The following is a 15,864-nucleotide window of genomic DNA, read 5'->3' as shown; positions in this document are numbered from 1 at the left end:
AGTTGGGAAGCAGGTCAGATCCAATGAATCCGTTGTCGTTACGGCTTTCGGCAATCATTGTGCCCTTGCTTGTCGCGTCGCTTCTCCAGGCAAGCCCGGCTTCCGCGGACGACGATGCCCCGCCGTCGGGCTATCCGAGCTGGGCGGAGGTACAGCAGGCCCAGGGGAACGAGGCTGCCGCAAGTGCCGAAGTGGACCGCATCAACCAGTTATTGGCCGGCCTTCAACAGAAGTCCGGCGAGCTAGGCGCGGCAGCCATCAAAGCGGGAACTGAGTACGCGAAGGCCCATGACGCGCTGCAGCATCAGCAGGCAGTCACCCAGAAACTGGCTGAAGCGTCCCAACAGGCCAAGGCAAAAGCGGATTCATTGAAGAAGGCCACCTCGTCCCTGGTTGTCAAGGCATACGAGTCAGGCGGCTTCGATCCCGGGCCCTGGTCCCTCGCGAATGCCGCCATCGCGCCAGACAACATCCAAAATTTCGCTTTGCTGAACAGGGTCCTCGATCGGACGGCGAAGCTGCACGATGATGCCCTGAGCGCTTCCCAGGCATCCGCCGCCGCAACCGCGCAGGAACAAGCTGCCCGCGATGTCTTGGCGCAGTTGGACAGCGACGCCGCGGCAAAGGCCCAGGCCGCAGAGTCCGCCAGGCGCGCCGCCGAGGACAGCGTTGCCGCCACGGACGGCCAGCGAAAGACCATGGTCGCTCAGCTCGCGACCTTGACCTCCACTTCTGCCGCGGTTGCGCAGAAATACCAGGAAGGCCAGGTGGCGCTTGCCGCCTATCAGGCTGCCCAGGAAGCCAAGAGGGAGGCGGCGCAGCGCCAAGCGGAAGCCGACGCCGCGGCAGCAGCCAACAGAGCCCAGCAAGCCCAGCAACCCGTCCAGCCGCCCATCAGCAGCGGCGGAGGCGGCGGCTTCGGAGGCGGGGGAGGCGGTGGCGGAGGAAACGTCGTCAACGACCCGGCAGGTGCACGGCAATATGCGTCCTCCCGGCTCGGCGCCTACGGCTGGGGCCAGGACCAAATGCAGTGTCTGTCCCTGCTATGGACCCAGGAATCAAGCTGGATGACGGATGCCACCAATCCCAGCAGCGGTGCCTACGGTGTTGCGCAGGCGTTGCCGCCGGACAAGTACTATTCGGCAGGCAGCGACTGGCTCAGCAACTACCGGACCCAGATCGATTGGGGCCTCGGCTACATCCGCGACCGTTACGGTTCCCCCTGTAACGCTTGGCAGCATGAGATGGGCTTCAACTGGTACTAGTCCGAGGGGCTACCCTAGATTGGTGAGTTCCCCTTCCGCAGCACCAGCACCAGCCCCCGTTCAGCAGCCCGTTCCGGCCCCTGTTAGCGAGCCCGCACCCGAGCACGGGGTGAAGCGCACCTACCAGGTCCGCACCTTCGGTTGCCAAATGAATGTCCATGACTCCGAGCGCATGGCAGGACTCCTGGAGGATGCAGGATACGTGCCTTTCGACGGCGGCGTCGCCGACGTCGTGGTCTTCAATACCTGCGCCGTCCGTGAGAACGCCGACAACAAGCTTTACGGCAACCTCGGGGAACTCAAACAGGTCAAGGCCGCCCATCCGGGCATGCAGATCGCCGTGGGCGGATGCTTGGCGCAAAAGGATCGCGAAACCATCGTGCGCAAGGCTCCGTGGGTGGATGCCGTGTTCGGTACCCACAATGTGGGGGCGCTCCCGGCTTTGCTGGACAGGGCCCGCCACAACAACGAGGCACAGCTGGAAATCCTGGAGTCGTTGGACGTCTTCCCATCCACCTTGCCCACCAAACGCGACTCCGTGTACTCGGGCTGGGTTTCCATCTCCGTGGGCTGCAACAACACCTGCACGTTCTGCATCGTTCCTTCGCTGCGTGGCAAGGAGAAGGACCGCCGTCCGGGCGAGATCCTGGCCGAAATCCAGGCGTTGGTGGACGACGGCGCCGTCGAGGTCACCCTGCTCGGCCAGAATGTGAACTCCTACGGCGTGGAATTCGGGGACCGCTTGGCTTTCTCCAAACTGCTCCGCGCCTGCGGTGACATCGAGGGCCTTGAGCGTGTCCGCTTCACGAGCCCGCACCCGGCCGCCTTCACCGACGACGTCATCGAGGCGATGGCCGAGACCCCCAACGTCATGCCGCAGTTGCACATGCCCCTCCAGTCCGGCTCGGACAAGGTGCTCAAGGACATGCGCCGCTCGTACCGCTCCACGAAGTTCCTGGGCATCCTGGACAAGGTCCGTGACAAGATTCCGCACGCCGCGATCACCACCGACATCATCGTGGGCTTCCCCGGCGAGACGGAAGAGGACTTCCAAGCTACGCTCGACGTCGTCGAGAAGTCACGCTTCGCCTCAGCCTTCACCTTCCAGTACTCCAAGCGCCCAGGCACCCCCGCCGCGGACCTTCCGGAACAGCTCCCCAAGGCCGTTGTCCAGGAACGCTATGAGCGGCTGACGGCATTGCAGGACCGCATCGCGGCCGAGGAGAACGCGAAACAGCTCGGACGCCGGGTCGAACTCCTCGTCACGGCCCAGTCCGGGCGCAAAGCCGAGGAAACGCATCGCTTGTCCGGCCGCTCGCAGGACCAGAGGCTGGTGCACTTCTCCGTGCCCGAAGGCGCAGAGACCCCACGGCCTGGCGACTTCGTCACCGTGACGATCACCGGGGCTGCTGCCTTCCACCTCGTCTCAGATCCGGCGACGACAGCGGACTACAGCTTGAGGCGCTCCCGTGCCGGCGACGCTTGGGACCGCTCGCTGGCGGACTCCTGCGGCGCTCCGGCACCGGGTGCCGGCGCTGCCACAGGTCAAAAGGGCGTCTCCCTCGGCATGCCGTCGCTCCCCGCGCGGCACGGCTAGTCCGACATGCCAGCAGTACCGGCCGGATCAGCGGATCCGAATCCGCCCGTGATCGCCGTCGTCGGACCCACCGGATCCGGTAAGTCCGATCTCGCCGTCCGTCTCGCCCTCGCGATCGACGGCGAGGTCATCAACGCCGACGCCATGCAGTTCTATCGCGGAATGGATATCGGCACGGCCAAGATCAGCGTCCCTGAACGCAGGGGAGTACCCCACCACCTGCTGGACACCATGGATGTCACCGAGGAAGCCAGCGTCTCCGCTTTCCAGGCCGACTGCCGCGCCGCCATTGGAGACATCCATAGCCGCGGGAAGCGTGCCATCCTGGTGGGCGGCTCCGGACTTTACGTCCGGGCAGCGTTGGACGTCCTGGAATTTCCCGGCACGGACCCCGGCGTACGGCAGCGGCTGGAGCGGGAGCACGAAACATCTGGTCTTCCGGGCCTCCAGGAACGCCTGCAACACGTCGACCCCGTTTCTGCCGGAAGGCTCGGTGACGCCCGCCGCGTCATCCGCGCGCTGGAAGTCTTCGAGCTCACGGGGCGTCCGTTCAGCTCCTTCATGCCGAAGCGCGAGTACTTCCAGCCGGCCGTGCAGGTAGGGCTCGACGTCGACCGCGGAGTACTGCGCGGGCGATTGGCCGAGCGCGTCCTGGGGATGGTCGACGCCGGACTCCTTGAAGAGGTCGCGTGGCTGGACGCTGCCGGACTGCGACAAGGGAAGACCGCATCGCGGGCGCTGGGATATGCCCAGTTCCTGCGGGTCCTCGACGGCGAGTCCGACACGGCTACCGCGGCCGAAGAAACCATCGTGGCCACCCGGCAATTCGCGCGCCGCCAGCTCACCTGGTTCCGGGCCGACCCCCGGATCCACTGGCTTGACTGGCAGGATCCGGATTTGGTGGCCAAAGCCGCAGAAATCTGCGCGAGCCCGGCGTCGGTGATTTAGGCGCAACCCCTAGTGCAGGTAGCCTTGAGCCATGGATGAAACCCTTGCATTTTCCGCCCCGCAGCCTGCCGCTGCCGGCGGTGCCGTCCCCGCCTCCGGTCTTCACGGACTGTCCTTCTCCAAGGGGCACGGTACGGGCAACGACTTCGTCCTCATCGCGGACCCCGAAGACGCGCACCAGATTTCTCCGGAGCAGGTCGCGGCGCTATGCGACCGCCACTTGGGCATCGGCGGGGACGGGCTCATCCGAGCAGTCCCTTCGCGATTCCTGCCCGAAGGCCTCCAGCTGCTCGAAGCGGACTCCGATGCGGAGTGGTTCATGGATTACCGGAACGGCGACGGTTCTTTGTCCGAGATGTGCGGCAACGGCGTCCGGGTCTTCGTCCAATTCCTGATCGAGCAAGGTCTTGTCGCGCTCAACGCTGGTGATTCCCTGACCATCGGGACGCGCGGCGGCATCAAGAAGATCGTGCGGACCTCTGAGGGCTATGCAGTGGACATGGGTCCTTGGGAGTTCATTTTCCCCAAGGATGCCACCAGCAAGGCGATGGACTCCCTCGTCAGCGCCGACGGACTGGAAGTCGCCCGGCCAGCCCTTTCCGTCAGCATGGGCAACCCGCACACGGTCGTGGCATTGGCCGAACTTTCAGAGCTCAAATCCACGCAGCTCTTCAAGGCACCCGTCGTCGATCCCAAGCCGGCCAACGGCACCAACGTCGAGTTTGTGGTTCCCGCGGAGCCCCTCGTTCACGACGGCGTAGGCAACATCACCATGCGAGTCCACGAACGCGGCGTCGGTGAGACCCAATCGTGCGGCACCGGTGCCTGCGCGGCCGCCGTCGCCATCCGCCACTGGGCCGGGGAAGGCGCTCCCGACACGTGGCGCGTCAAGGTGCCGGGCGGCGTCGTCGGCGTGCGGTTCTTCCCGGGAGAAAGCGGCCGTGAACATGTTGAGCTCAGCGGCCCGGCCGTGATTGTCGCTAGCGGGACGCTTTCCTGATCCGGAGCACGCGGAAGGATTTCGACGTACTTTCCCGGGATACCGAGAAGGAAGCATCGAGGGTATCGGCAAGCCACCGCTGAAGCGAGTCCGCTCCAAGGTTTTTCTGCACCACAAGCCAGGCGTTTCCACCCGGAGCGAGCCGCGGCAGCCACCTGAGCAGCAGGCTGTGGAGTTCATCCTTGCCGATGCGGATGGGCGGGTTTGACCAGATGGTGTCGAACGTCAGGCCTGGGTCGACGTCGTCGGGCAGGCTCGCTGTGACATTCCCGAGCTCCAGCAGGGCGGCATTCTCGTTGGTCAAGGTGACGCAGCGCTCGTTGACATCAACGGCGTGGACGCGGGCGTGTGGAGCCATGAGCCCCATCGTCAACGCAATGGGACCCCAGCCGCAGCCGATGTCCAACAGATTTCCCTGCGGGGCCGGCGGTGGAACCTCGGAGAGCAGGATCGCTGTTCCCTTGTCGATCCCGTCGGGGCTGAAGATACCGCCCGATGTCTGGAGTCGGCGGGTCGCGCCGGCCAGTTCCACCGTGAGGGACTTGCGGGTGAACGGCCCCGCGGGCTGTGCGCTGAAATAGTGAGCAGACTCCATAGCTTGCCAGATTAGTGGCCAGCAGCGGGCAAGGGAAACCGCGCACCGCTCCATGCCGGCTCAACGCGGGCTTGACGGAGTCTGATAGTCTGATCCGCATGTTCTTGATCTTTGAGTAGCCGGCACCGCCCGCGACGCAGGCCTGCTTCATTTGCAGCGCCATTCCGCCTTGGCATGTCCGTTCCAGACGTTGCGTCTTGACGCTGGACACTCAGCAGATCGTCCCCCTCCCGTCCTGGGATCCGTGCATGCAATCCGCACAGCCCGTTCCGGATGGAGGCTCCAGACCGTCGGCAGAGCCTTGCCAGGCATCAGCCCTGCGCGAATTCCGCGCCATAAGACCCGAATCGGCACTATTCTGGAAATGCCGAACCCCCTAAAGGAGACCATGACCACGCAGAAGAACACCGGACCCGATTCCGACGCCCAGGACATGAGTCCTGAAGAAATCCAGGCTGTCATCGACCGGATTCTCTCCAAGGACGCACCTGCCATAGTTCAGGACCGCGACGAACCCCGGGGCGTGTTTGGCAAGGCCCAGGCGATTTCCCGTCTGGACGAAGAACACAGCATCTACGACGGCGATCAAGAGGATCTGGCCGAGCGCCGGGCCTTGGGCCGTACTGCGGGCCTGTCCACGGAACTTGAAGATGTCACCGAGGTCGAATACCGGCAGCTGCGCCTTGAGCGCGTCGTGCTGGCAGGGCTCTGGACCGAAGGCACGCTGGCCGACGCAGAGAATTCCCTGCGGGAACTTGCCGCCCTGGCCGAAACGGCTGGCTCGGAAGTCCTGGATGGGATCGTCCAGCGCCGCATGAAGCCGGACCCCGGCACGTTCCTTGGCTCAGGCAAAGCCATGGAGCTCAAGGACATCGTGATGTCCACCGGCGCGGACACCGTGGTGGTCGACGCCGAACTGGCGCCGTCCCAGCGGCGCGGCCTTGAAGACATCGTCAAGGTCAAGGTGGTGGACCGCACCACGTTGATCCTCGACATCTTCGCGCAGCATGCCAAGAGCCGCGAGGGCAAGGCCCAGGTTGAGCTGGCACAGCTGGAATACCTGTTGCCGCGCCTGCGTGGCTGGGGCGATTCCATGTCCCGCCAGGCCGGTGGCCAGGTGGGTGGTGCCGGCGCCGGCATGGGTTCGCGTGGTCCTGGTGAAACCAAGATCGAACTTGACCGCCGTCGGATCCGTACACGCATGGCCAAGCTGCGGCGTGAAATCGCCGCGATGAAGCCATCGCGCGAGACCAAGCGGGCCAACCGTCGTCGTAATGCCGTTCCTTCGGTCGCCATCGCCGGTTACACGAACGCCGGAAAGTCGTCACTGCTCAACCGCCTGACGGATGCCGGTGTCCTCGTGGAGAACGCGTTGTTCGCCACCTTGGATCCCACGGTCCGGAAGGCCCAGACTCCTGATGGGATCGGCTACACGCTCTCGGACACCGTCGGCTTCGTGCGTTCGATGCCCACCCAGCTCGTGGAGGCTTTCCGCTCCACGCTGGAAGAGGTGGCCGACGCCGATCTGATCCTCCACGTGGTGGACGTTTCGCATCCCGATCCGGAAGGCCAGATCGCGGCCGTCCGCACGGTGTTCAGCGAAGTGGATGCCCGGAAGATCCCCGAAATCATTGTCCTGAACAAGGCCGACGCCGCGGATCCGTTTGTCGTGGAACGGCTCAAGCAGAAAGAGCCACGCCACGTCGTCGTGTCCACCCGCACCGGACAGGGCATTGCCGAGCTCCTTGGAGCCATCAGCGAGGCTATCCCGCGTCCTGGTGTGCGCCTTGAGGTTCTGATTCCGTACAACCGCGGTGAGCTCATCAACAAGCTGCACAACACCGACGCCGAAATCCTCAGCCTTGAGCATGAGGAGGAAGGTACCCGCGTGGTGGCCATGGTCCATGAGCACCTGGCAGCCGAGCTGGAGTCGTTCGTCAGCAATGGTTGATCCAGAAGCGGGGGAGCGCGGCGAGACCACGGGGGAACGGATCGCCCTCGAACTCCTGGACAAAGCCGTCGCGGGCATGGGTGGCCAGAACCGCACGGGCCAACACCAGATGGCCAGGCAGGTGGCGCGGGCGATCGAGACCGGTGAACACCTCTTGGTCCAGGCGGGCACGGGCACGGGCAAGTCCCTCGCGTACTTGATTCCGCTGATTGCGCACGCGATGGAGAGCAACAAGCCTACCCTCGTGTCGACGGCCACCCTCGCCCTGCAGACGCAGATCGTGGGCCGGGATTTGCCCCGGCTCCTGGAAACCATCAATCCGGAGCTGGAGCGCCCGGTCAGCATCGCCTTGGTCAAGGGCCGGGCCAACTATGTGTGCCGGCACAAGCTCGAGGGCGGTTTCCCCAGCGAGGAGCCCGCTGAAGGACAGTTGTTCTCCCTCGGTGAGGACACGAGCGTTCCGCATCTCGCCGCAGCCATCGGCGGGCCTGCCTCGCAGCTCGGCAAGGAAGTCCTGCGGCTGCGTGAGTGGGCCGGGAAGACCGCGACGGGGGACCGGGATGAACTCATGCCCGGCGTGACGGACCGGGCGTGGCGCCAGGTATCGGTCACGTCCATGGAGTGCCTCGGGGCGCAGAAGTGTCCGATGGCCGAGGAGTGCTTCAGCGAGCTGGCCCGCCACCGTGCCGCGGAGTCCGATGTCGTAGTCACCAATCATGCGATGCTTGCCGTCAGCGCCTTCGAAGGCCTGGCCGTGCTGCCCGAATACGACGTGGTCGTGGTGGACGAGGCCCATGAGCTCCAGGACCGCGTGACCGGTGCCGTGTCCGGGCAGCTGTCCGTGGCGATGATCCATGCCGCGGCCTCGAGCGCCCGCAAACACACTGCCATCACTGTGGACGCGCTGAACGCCGCTGCGGACCGCTTGGAACTCGCGATCATCGGAGCGCCCTCAGGCCTCCTGCCCAACGGGCTCAATGACGAACAACTTGATTGCGTGGACCAGCTCCGGGAAGCCTGCCGTGCAGCGCTTTCCGATTCGAAGGGAGACTCGTCCAATGCGGTCGACGGCGGACGCCAGCTCGCGCGCTCACGGCTGATGTTGATCCTCGAGCTGTGCGAACGGCTGCTCTCAGCCCGGGAAAACCGGGAAGTCGTCTGGCTCTCCAGGAACAGCACCTTCGATCCGCAGCAGGGCTACACGGCGCCCGACGAGGATTCGCCTGCGCTCATCAACGTCGCGCCGCTCAGCGTTGCCGGACGCCTCCGGGAAGGGCTCTTCGCGGGCCATACCGTGGTGTTGACCTCTGCCACGTTGGCCATCGGCTCCGCGTTCGAGGCCACGGCCGGAGGGCTGGGGCTGACAGGACAAGGGGCCCCCAGCTGGACCGGCGTGGATGTAGGCTCGCCCTTCGACTACCCGAAGCAGGGCATGCTGTACGTCGCCAAGCACCTGCCCAAGCCGGGGCGCGGCACCTCGCCCGAAGCGCTGGACGAACTTGAAGAGCTCATCAAGGCCTCGCACGGCGGAGCCTTGTGCCTCTTCTCTTCCCGCCGCGCAGCGGAGGACGCCGCGGAAGCGATGCGGTCACGCCTCGACGTGGACATCTTGTGCCAGGGTGAATCGACCATGGCCGCGCTGGTCAGGCAGTTTGCCGAGGAACAAGACACGTGCCTGTTCGGCACCATGTCCCTTTGGCAGGGCGTTGACGTTCCAGGCGGTTCATGCCGGCTGGTAGTGATTGACCGGATCCCGTTCCCTCGTCCGGACGATCCCCTGATGACGGCACGCTCCCGCGCGGTGGCGCAGGCCGGCGGCAACGGTTTCATGGCAGTTTCGGCGACGCACGCCGCCATCCGGCTGGCCCAGGGCGCCGGCCGCCTCATCCGCTCAACGGGGGACAAGGGCGTCGTGGCAGTCCTGGATTCACGGCTTTCGACGGAGCGCTACGGCAATTTCCTCCGGGCAGCGTTGCCGCCCTTCTGGCCCACCACGGACCGTTCAGTAGTGCGCGGTGCGCTCGAACGGCTTTACGCCGAGTCGGCCTAAACGCGAAAACCGGCGCTTGTTTCCGATCCCGGAGCCTGTTGGTGCGGAGCTGGAAACAAGCCCCAGTCCTGGGCCGGGGTAGTGTGGTCATCCGTCGTGCCAGTGCGAGGGCATATCCAGATCCGAGGGTAGAAGAGTCGCGCGACTGCCTCTGGCGGCGTTGAGCTGCGGCTGGGTTAGATAAATGGCCTTGGATAGATCAGCGCGTTCAAACCTCGTTTCCCTGAGGTCTGCGCCGAGCAGATCCACACCCGACAAATCGCTGTCCCGCAAATCCGCGGCAATCAGGTAGGCCCCTCTGAGGACCAACCGGAGCGGGTCCTCGCGGACGCCCGGCTCCACGGCGGCGGTCAGCCCGGCACGAGCAGGCCCCAGTCCTAGTGCGGGCCTCGTGCCGTCAAAGCTGCCGCGAACTACAGTGAGCGCAGGACCGAGACGACCTTGCCCATGATCGTGGCATGGTCTCCCAGGATGGGCTCGTACTGCGTGTTCTGGGGGAGCAGCCACGTATGGCCGTCGCGCTGCCGGAAGGTCTTGACGGTGGCTTCGTCGTCCAGGAGTGCGGCCACGATGTCGCCGTTGAGTGCGTCGTTTTGACGCCGTACCACCACCCAGTCCCCATCGCAGATAGCCGCGTCGATCATGGAATCGCCGGCGACCTTCAGCATGAAGAGCTCGCCATGGCCTACCAACTGGCGGGGCAGCGGCAGGACATCTTCAACGGTCTGGTCCGCCAGGATGGGTCCACCGGCAGCAATGCGCCCGACGAGGGGAACCATGGCCGTGTCACTGGCACTCGCGAGTTCCGTGACAGCCAGGCCGCCGGCGCTGCGTAGTTTCGCCGGCGCTTCAACGCCGGGTATGACAGAGCCGCCGTCCAAGGTCAATGGCATGAGGACTTCCATTGCACGCGGGCGCTTGGGATCGCGGCGAAGATAGCCAAGCTTTTCGAGCTGTGACAACTGGTGCGTGACGCTGGACAAGCTGGCCAAGCCAACGGTGTCCCCGATTTCACGCATCGACGGCGGATAGCCATGATCGTTCACCGAACGTTGGATGGTCTCCAGGATCTTCTTCTGGCGGACGGTCAGGCTCTTGGGTGTCTTCTGCGGCTGCTGGCTCCGCGCTGAAGCCGACCCGCTGCCAGTGGCTTTCGCTGCCATGTTCGCCAACGCCCTTCCGTTCCGCCCGTGCGGCGCTGAGGCCTTGCCGGGACTGTCGGCCTGAAATGTCAGACCCTCCTGTTGCACTGATTCAGTGCTCGTTCCTTCACTCAAACGTAGGGCAGGCACAGGCGTTTATCAAACATTTGTTCTAGCGAGTCTCGACATCATTCGTTGATAAGTGCTAAAAATGTCATAGCAAGGTTCGAATATGTGTTCTATAAAAGTGGTGCAGGATTCGGGTGCTCGTTCGAATCGTTCGAACAGATCGACGAACAACCGTCCTGCAAGCACTGACTGAAGGCAAGAATTGGCAGCCGCAACCAGAGATTCCGGAACGCGGCATTGTTCAGAAGGGCTCAGCTCATGTCCGCAATCACCATCACCCACAAATCCGGCCGCAGTACGGCACCGGGCCGGCTCCGACTGACACGCCGGGGACGCATGGTCTTCTTCGGCGTCCCGGCAATGCTCTTGGTCGCAGTGCTTCTCAGCCTGGCGGGATTCCTGAATTCGCCGGCCAAGGCTGCTGATTCCGCCGCCGAGCTGCAGCCCACCTCCAGTACAAGCGTCACGGTGCAAGTGGGCCAGTCCTTGTGGGGGATTGCGGGAACTGCCGCGCCCTCCCGGGATCCACGTGACGTCGTTGCCGAGATTATCCAGCTGAACAACCTTCAGGACGGCCGCATCGTGCCGGGCCAGCAGTTGTTCATTCCTTCCACCTGACAGCAACCTTGACCGGGCTGACAGCTCGCCCGGACGGGCGCCGGGCCGTCACAGTTTCAGTGCATCCACCGCGGCGCCTTAAACTGTCATGGTGAGTGACCAGCTTGAGCGACTTGACCGACTTCCCCTCCGGACCAACCTCCGCGGCCTGAGCCCGTATGGCGCGCCGCAGCTTGATGTTCCGATTTTGCTCAACGTCAACGAAAACACGCATGGCGTACCAGCCGATGTCCAGGCGGCCATCACCGAAGCGGTAGCGGAAGCCGCCGTCGGGCTGAACCGCTATCCGGACCGCGAGTTCACCGAACTGCGCGAGGCCCTTGCGGAATACCTCGGCCACGACCTTGCGGCCGAAAACATCTGGGCGGCCAACGGCTCCAATGAAGTGCTGCAGCAGATCCTCCAGGTTTTCGGTGGCCCGGGCCGGTCCGCGCTCGGTTTCCCGCCCACGTACTCGATGTACCCTCTGCTCGCCAGCGGAACCGACACGGCATACATCGCGGGTGTTCGCGCTGAAGACTATGGACTCGATGCGGCCTCGGCCGCCGCGCAGGTTCGCGAACTCAAGCCGAACGTCGTGTTCCTCTGCTCCCCGAACAACCCCACCGGCACGGGACTTGGCCTGGACGTCGTCGAAGCCGTTTACGAAGCCGGCGAGGCGAGCCAGACGGTAGTGATCGTCGACGAGGCCTACCACGAGTTCGCCCACGACAACACGCCGAGTGCATTGACGCTCCTCCCTGGCCGGGAGCGCCTCATTGTCTCCCGGACCATGAGCAAGGCCTTCGCCCTCGCCGGTGCACGTATCGGCTACATGGCAGCTGCTCCCGAGGTCGCCGATGCGATCCGCTTGGTCCGCCTTCCGTATCACCTCTCCGCAATCACCCAGGCAACCGCGCTGGCGGCCCTCCGGCACCGCGAAGCCCTCATGGCCGACGTCGAGGACATCAAGGTCCAACGCGACCGCATTGTCAGCGAGTTGACCCGCATGGGCTTCAAGCCGGCCGCCTCGGATTCGAACTATGTGTTCTTCGGCGGAATCGAAAACCCCCATGCCCTGTGGCAAGGCCTGCTGGAGCGCGGAGTCCTGATCCGCGACGTCGGCATACCGGGCCACCTCCGCGTCACCGCCGGTACGGAGCCTGAGACCACGGCCTTCCTTGAGGCGCTCGAAGCCTTGCTGGACGGCCAGGTCTCCGCACCGGCCTAGACTTGAACAAGTCCCACCACTCCTTCCTCCTAAGGATCATCAATGAGCGAAAACGGCGCCAGCACGGCGGCCGCCCGGACAGCACGCATGGAACGCACCACGAGCGAGTCCTCCGTCCTGGTTGAAATCAACCTCGACGGCACGGGAGTCTCGGATATCAGTACCTCGGTGCCGTTCTATGACCACATGCTGACGGCGCTCTGCAAGCATTCGCTCATCGACATGACCGTCAAGGCGACCGGAGACACCCACATCGACGCCCACCACACCGTCGAGGATGTTGCTATCACCTTCGGGGAGGTCCTCCGCACCGCCTTGGGTAACAAAGCCGGCATCCGTCGCTTCGGCGAGGCCACGGTCCCGTTGGATGAAGCGCTGGCGCACGCCGTCGTCGACGTCTCCGGGCGCCCTTACCTCGTTCACGGCGGGGAGCCCGCCGGCCAGGAATACCACCTGATCGGTGGTCACTTCACCGGTTCGCTGACACGCCACGTCTTTGAGGCCATCACCCTGCACGCCGGCATCTGCCTTCACATGAATGTCCTGGCGGGCCGCGATCCGCACCACATCGTGGAGGCCCAGTTCAAGGCGTTCGCCCGTGCGCTCCGTTCCGCCGTTGAGTCCGACCCCCGAGTCGAGGGCATTCCGTCCACCAAGGGTGCCTTGTGAGTACGCACATCCTCAAGGATGGCGCTGTCGTGGATCCGAAGGCCGCCAGCCGCATTGTCTCGCCTGAAGGAAAACCGACCGTAACGGTCCTTGACTATGGCTCGGGCAATGTCCGCTCGGCGGTCCGGGCGCTTGAGCGTGCCGGAGCAGCAGTCACATTGAGCGCCAAGCCCGAAGATGTCCTGAACGCCGATGGGCTCCTGGTCCCGGGCGTCGGCGCCTTCGAAACAGTGATGCGCGAACTCAAGGCAGTCGACGCCATCCGGATGATCGGCCGTCGTGTGGCCGGGGGCCGGCCCGTCCTGGGTATTTGCGTCGGGCTCCAGGTGTTGTTCGAGGCCGGAGTGGAGCACGGTACCGAGGCAGAAGGCATGGGCGAGTGGCCAGGCAAGGTGGAACTCCTCCCTGCACCCGTTGTCCCGCACATGGGCTGGAACACCGTGGACGTGCCGGAAGGCTCAAAGCTGTTCGCAGGCGTCGAGCACGAACGTTTCTATTTCGTGCACTCCTACGGCGTGCAGAAGTGGGAATTCGACGTCGTCCAGCCCCGCATGGCCCCGCCGAAGGTGACATGGTCCGAGCACGGCGCCCCCTTCATCGCCGCCGTGGAGAACGGTCCGTTGTGCGCCACGCAATTCCACCCCGAGAAGTCGGGCGACGCCGGAGCCCGGCTCCTGCGAAACTGGGTTGAGGGCTTGCGCCCGCAAGCAAAAATCCAGCCGCAGGCGACCGGGGCCGGAGGCGCTGCCTAATATGTGGTCCGTTATCTTCATGGGCGCGGCCGGGCTACTGGTTGGCGGCGGAATCTCCTTCCACCAGCAGAAGCGTCCCGCCTGGGTCTCCATTTCGTTCTACGTACTAGCCGGCCTGGCACTGCTGGCGGCCTACCTCTTCACCCTGCCTTCCAAATGATCGTGCCCGCCACGTGACCTTGCCTGCCAATTAGCTCAGCGGGCGACTGACGCCCGTCTCCACAACACCGAGGACTTCAATGACCACCGCCTCCGAACTGCCTGTTCTGGAACTCCTGCCCGCCGTCGACATCGTGGACGGCCAGGCTGTCCGTCTCCTTCAGGGAGAAGCCGGCTCCGAGACCAGCTACGGCACCCCGCTGGAAGCTGCACTGAACTGGCAGAACGCCGGAGCCGAATGGGTACACATGGTGGACCTTGACGCCGCCTTCGGCCGCGGCAACAATGCTGACCTCATCAGCGAGGTCGTCTCGCAGCTGAACGTCAAGGTGGAGCTTTCCGGCGGACTGCGCGACGACGAGTCCCTCGAGCGCGCACTTGAGCTCGGTGTCGCCCGAGTGAACCTCGGAACCGCCGCGTTGGAGAACCCGGAGTGGACCCGCCGGGCCATCGGCCGCTTCGGTGACAAGATCGCCGTCGGGCTCGACGTCCGCGGCACAACGCTCGCGGGCCGTGGCTGGACCAAGGAGGGCGGGGATCTCTGGGAGGTGCTGGCCCGCCTTGAGGACGCCGGTTGCGCCCGTTACGTGGTCACCGACGTCACGAAGGACGGAACGTTGCAGGGTCCCAACGTGGAGCTGCTGCGCCAGATGGTCGAAAAGACCGGCAAACCTGTCGTTGCGTCGGGCGGCATCTCGAGCCTCGAGGACCTGCGCGTCCTGCGCGAACTCGTACCGCTCGGGGTCGAAGGAGCGATCGTCGGCAAGGCGCTGTATGCCGGTGCCTTCACGCTTCCGGAAGCCCTGGACGTCGCCGGCCGCCGCTGATGTCGCGGGATCCACAGTCCCCTGCTGACAAGGCTGCCACTCCGGCACCCCGGCAGTTGCCCGGGCACATCGCTGCGGCCCTGGCGGGTGCCGGGGGAGCTGGCGATTCTGCCGGCCAGCCCTGGGCGGGCCGCGACCTGAGCGGAGACGCCGCCAAGATCCATAATTTCGAAGACGACGACGGAACGCCCGACGCCGGGTACCTCGCCGCCGTCGCGGCCTTGCTCGCCGGTACCGGCAGCGAGGCCGGCGTGGTGGCTTCGTTGGCAACCGCCAGGGTCTTTGTCCCGGTGGTGGCCCAGCTCGCTGAGGAAGCCGAAGGCGTGGACGGCCTCCATGCCGACAAGCAGGCCGACATGGCGCTCGTGACACTGAAAGCGCCGGATGGGCGCACAGCCATGCCCGTGTTCACCTCGGCTGCCGCCCTTGAAGCATGGCACCCGCAGGCTCGCCCCGTCGCTGTTTATGCGGCCCGGGCGGCGTTGTCTGCCGTGTCGGAGGGAGCCCAGCTGCTCGTCCTGGATCCCGGTTCGGATGTCACCTTCGTGGTGCGCCGGCCTGCCATGTGGTCACTGGCGCAGCAGCGCGACTGGACGCCGTCGTACCTTGATGATGAACTGGAGGCTGCTCTCAATTCCTTGGCAGGGACGTACCCGGCCGTGCGGCGCTTGGAGATGCGGCCAGGATCGGGGATGGCTTCGCGCACGGCTGATGGATTGGCCATGGCCGGCGGGGGACCGGGGCCTGAATTGCGCGTGGTCCTGTACCTCGAAGACGGCCTGGACGCCGCCGCCGTGCAGGATCTCGTCTCCGGGCTGAACGGACGTTGGGCGCAGAACGAATTGTTCGCCGAGCGGGTTGACTCGATCGAAGTCAGCTTGCAGCGGGCGGCACAGTAGCCGAAGGCACAGGGGGAACGTCCTTGTCCTGCCCTCGGCAGAACAGAGGATGT

The 15,864-nt window shown here is 65.0% G+C and carries 16 protein-coding genes; 13 read left to right on the top strand and 3 right to left on the bottom strand.

What is annotated here, in order from left to right; translation table 11 throughout:
• The first annotated feature begins 23 nt into the window (after positions 1–23).
• From QRN59_RS18475 to dapF, 4 genes are read left to right on the top strand one after another with little or no spacing between them, the layout of a single operon-like run.
• Entirely contained in the window at positions 24–1,265 is a 1,242-nt protein-coding gene (locus tag QRN59_RS18475; protein WP_284983923.1) for an aggregation-promoting factor C-terminal-like domain-containing protein, read from the top strand.
• The gene (gene miaB, locus QRN59_RS18470) at positions 1,240–2,862 is read left to right on the top strand and encodes a tRNA (N6-isopentenyl adenosine(37)-C2)-methylthiotransferase MiaB (RefSeq protein WP_284983922.1); all 1,623 of its coding nucleotides are present in this window, start codon (positions 1,240–1,242) and stop codon (positions 2,860–2,862) included. Before QRN59_RS18475 ends, miaB begins: the two co-directional genes overlap by 26 nt.
• A gap of 6 nt (positions 2,863–2,868) precedes the next feature.
• Positions 2,869–3,810: a tRNA (adenosine(37)-N6)-dimethylallyltransferase MiaA gene (miaA, locus tag QRN59_RS18465; RefSeq protein WP_284983921.1), complete on the top strand. Its 942-nt coding sequence runs from the start codon at positions 2,869–2,871 to the stop codon at positions 3,808–3,810.
• Positions 3,811–3,841: 31 nt separating this feature from the next.
• Positions 3,842–4,810 (top strand): diaminopimelate epimerase, encoded by a 969-nt coding sequence (gene dapF, locus QRN59_RS18460; protein WP_284983920.1) that lies wholly within the window; start codon positions 3,842–3,844, stop codon positions 4,808–4,810.
• On the opposite strand, the gene QRN59_RS18455 is transcribed toward dapF, so the two are convergent.
• Positions 4,791–5,405: a class I SAM-dependent methyltransferase gene (locus QRN59_RS18455; RefSeq protein ID WP_284983919.1), complete on the bottom strand. Its 615-nt coding sequence runs from the start codon at positions 5,403–5,405 to the stop codon at positions 4,791–4,793. The genes dapF and QRN59_RS18455 overlap by 20 nt on opposite strands.
• A gap of 388 nt (positions 5,406–5,793) precedes the next feature.
• Between QRN59_RS18455 and hflX the strand changes: the two genes are divergently transcribed.
• Together hflX and QRN59_RS18445 are read left to right on the top strand one after the other, a co-directional pair.
• Positions 5,794–7,356, top strand: coding sequence for a GTPase HflX (hflX, locus tag QRN59_RS18450; RefSeq protein ID WP_284983918.1), 1,563 nt, complete (start codon positions 5,794–5,796; stop codon positions 7,354–7,356).
• Entirely contained in the window at positions 7,349–9,406 is a 2,058-nt protein-coding gene (locus tag QRN59_RS18445) for an ATP-dependent DNA helicase (protein WP_284983917.1), read from the top strand. The genes hflX and QRN59_RS18445 overlap by 8 nt, the downstream gene beginning before the upstream one ends.
• Before the next feature lie 87 nt (positions 9,407–9,493).
• Here the strand turns inward: QRN59_RS18445 and QRN59_RS18440 are convergent, their stop codons facing one another.
• Positions 9,494–9,748 carry a pentapeptide repeat-containing protein gene (locus QRN59_RS18440; protein WP_350225247.1) on the bottom strand — a complete coding sequence of 85 codons (255 nt, stop codon included), beginning with the start codon at positions 9,746–9,748 and terminating at the stop codon, positions 9,494–9,496.
• 71 nt (positions 9,749–9,819) lie between these two features.
• Positions 9,820–10,569 (bottom strand): transcriptional repressor LexA, encoded by a 750-nt coding sequence (lexA, locus tag QRN59_RS18435; protein ID WP_284983916.1) that lies wholly within the window; start codon positions 10,567–10,569, stop codon positions 9,820–9,822.
• Positions 10,570–10,935: 366 nt separating this feature from the next.
• Between lexA and QRN59_RS18430 the strand changes: the two genes are divergently transcribed.
• The 7 genes from QRN59_RS18430 to QRN59_RS18400 all read left to right on the top strand — a co-directional run bounded on the left by QRN59_RS18430 (position 10,936) and on the right by QRN59_RS18400 (position 15,811).
• The gene (locus tag QRN59_RS18430) at positions 10,936–11,295 is read left to right on the top strand and encodes a LysM peptidoglycan-binding domain-containing protein (RefSeq protein ID WP_284983915.1); all 360 of its coding nucleotides are present in this window, start codon (positions 10,936–10,938) and stop codon (positions 11,293–11,295) included.
• 91 nt (positions 11,296–11,386) lie between these two features.
• Positions 11,387–12,505: a histidinol-phosphate transaminase gene (locus tag QRN59_RS18425; RefSeq protein ID WP_284983914.1), complete on the top strand. Its 1,119-nt coding sequence runs from the start codon at positions 11,387–11,389 to the stop codon at positions 12,503–12,505.
• A 42-nt stretch (positions 12,506–12,547) separates the two neighbouring features.
• Positions 12,548–13,174 (top strand): imidazoleglycerol-phosphate dehydratase HisB, encoded by a 627-nt coding sequence (gene hisB / locus QRN59_RS18420; RefSeq protein ID WP_234753135.1) that lies wholly within the window; start codon positions 12,548–12,550, stop codon positions 13,172–13,174.
• Positions 13,171–13,926 carry an imidazole glycerol phosphate synthase subunit HisH gene (gene hisH, locus QRN59_RS18415; protein ID WP_284983913.1) on the top strand — a complete coding sequence of 252 codons (756 nt, stop codon included), beginning with the start codon at positions 13,171–13,173 and terminating at the stop codon, positions 13,924–13,926. Before hisB ends, hisH begins: the two co-directional genes overlap by 4 nt.
• A gap of 1 nt (position 13,927) precedes the next feature.
• Complete coding sequence (locus QRN59_RS18410; protein ID WP_234753137.1) at positions 13,928–14,086, top strand: CG2302 family histidine operon protein; 159 nt, start codon at positions 13,928–13,930, stop codon at positions 14,084–14,086.
• 79 nt (positions 14,087–14,165) lie between these two features.
• Positions 14,166–14,912 carry a bifunctional 1-(5-phosphoribosyl)-5-((5-phosphoribosylamino)methylideneamino)imidazole-4-carboxamide isomerase/phosphoribosylanthranilate isomerase PriA gene (gene priA / locus QRN59_RS18405; RefSeq protein ID WP_284983912.1) on the top strand — a complete coding sequence of 249 codons (747 nt, stop codon included), beginning with the start codon at positions 14,166–14,168 and terminating at the stop codon, positions 14,910–14,912.
• Positions 14,912–15,811, top strand: coding sequence for an SseB family protein (locus QRN59_RS18400; RefSeq protein WP_284983911.1), 900 nt, complete (start codon positions 14,912–14,914; stop codon positions 15,809–15,811). The genes priA and QRN59_RS18400 overlap by 1 nt, the downstream gene beginning before the upstream one ends.
• The last annotated feature ends 53 nt before the right edge of the window (positions 15,812–15,864 follow it).

This window comes from Arthrobacter sp. efr-133-TYG-118, from assembly GCF_030209755.1.
GTDB lineage: Bacteria > Actinomycetota > Actinomycetes > Actinomycetales > Micrococcaceae > Arthrobacter.
The sequence above is the reverse complement of the archived record's forward strand: the minus strand, read 5'-3'. Positions and strand labels throughout refer to the sequence as shown.

What these genes read in the sequence shown, in the direction of transcription:
- miaB (WP_284983922.1), top strand. Translation starts at nt 1,240, where the DNA reads ATGAGATGGGCTTCAACTGGTACTAGTCCGAGGGGCTACCCTAGATTG.
- priA (WP_284983912.1), top strand. Translation starts at nt 14,166, where the DNA reads ATGACCACCGCCTCCGAACTGCCTGTTCTGGAACTCCTGCCCGCCGTC.
- QRN59_RS18410 (WP_234753137.1), top strand. Translation starts at nt 13,928, where the DNA reads ATGTGGTCCGTTATCTTCATGGGCGCGGCCGGGCTACTGGTTGGCGGC.
- dapF (WP_284983920.1), top strand. Translation starts at nt 3,842, where the DNA reads ATGGATGAAACCCTTGCATTTTCCGCCCCGCAGCCTGCCGCTGCCGGC.
- QRN59_RS18455 (WP_284983919.1), bottom strand. Translation starts at nt 5,405, where the DNA reads ATGGAGTCTGCTCACTATTTCAGCGCACAGCCCGCGGGGCCGTTCACC.
- hflX (WP_284983918.1), top strand. Translation starts at nt 5,794, where the DNA reads ATGACCACGCAGAAGAACACCGGACCCGATTCCGACGCCCAGGACATG.
- QRN59_RS18400 (WP_284983911.1), top strand. Translation starts at nt 14,912, where the DNA reads ATGTCGCGGGATCCACAGTCCCCTGCTGACAAGGCTGCCACTCCGGCA.
- hisB (WP_234753135.1), top strand. Translation starts at nt 12,548, where the DNA reads ATGAGCGAAAACGGCGCCAGCACGGCGGCCGCCCGGACAGCACGCATG.
- miaA (WP_284983921.1), top strand. Translation starts at nt 2,869, where the DNA reads ATGCCAGCAGTACCGGCCGGATCAGCGGATCCGAATCCGCCCGTGATC.
- QRN59_RS18445 (WP_284983917.1), top strand. Translation starts at nt 7,349, where the DNA reads ATGGTTGATCCAGAAGCGGGGGAGCGCGGCGAGACCACGGGGGAACGG.
- QRN59_RS18475 (WP_284983923.1), top strand. Translation starts at nt 24, where the DNA reads ATGAATCCGTTGTCGTTACGGCTTTCGGCAATCATTGTGCCCTTGCTT.
- QRN59_RS18430 (WP_284983915.1), top strand. Translation starts at nt 10,936, where the DNA reads ATGTCCGCAATCACCATCACCCACAAATCCGGCCGCAGTACGGCACCG.
- lexA (WP_284983916.1), bottom strand. Translation starts at nt 10,569, where the DNA reads ATGGCAGCGAAAGCCACTGGCAGCGGGTCGGCTTCAGCGCGGAGCCAG.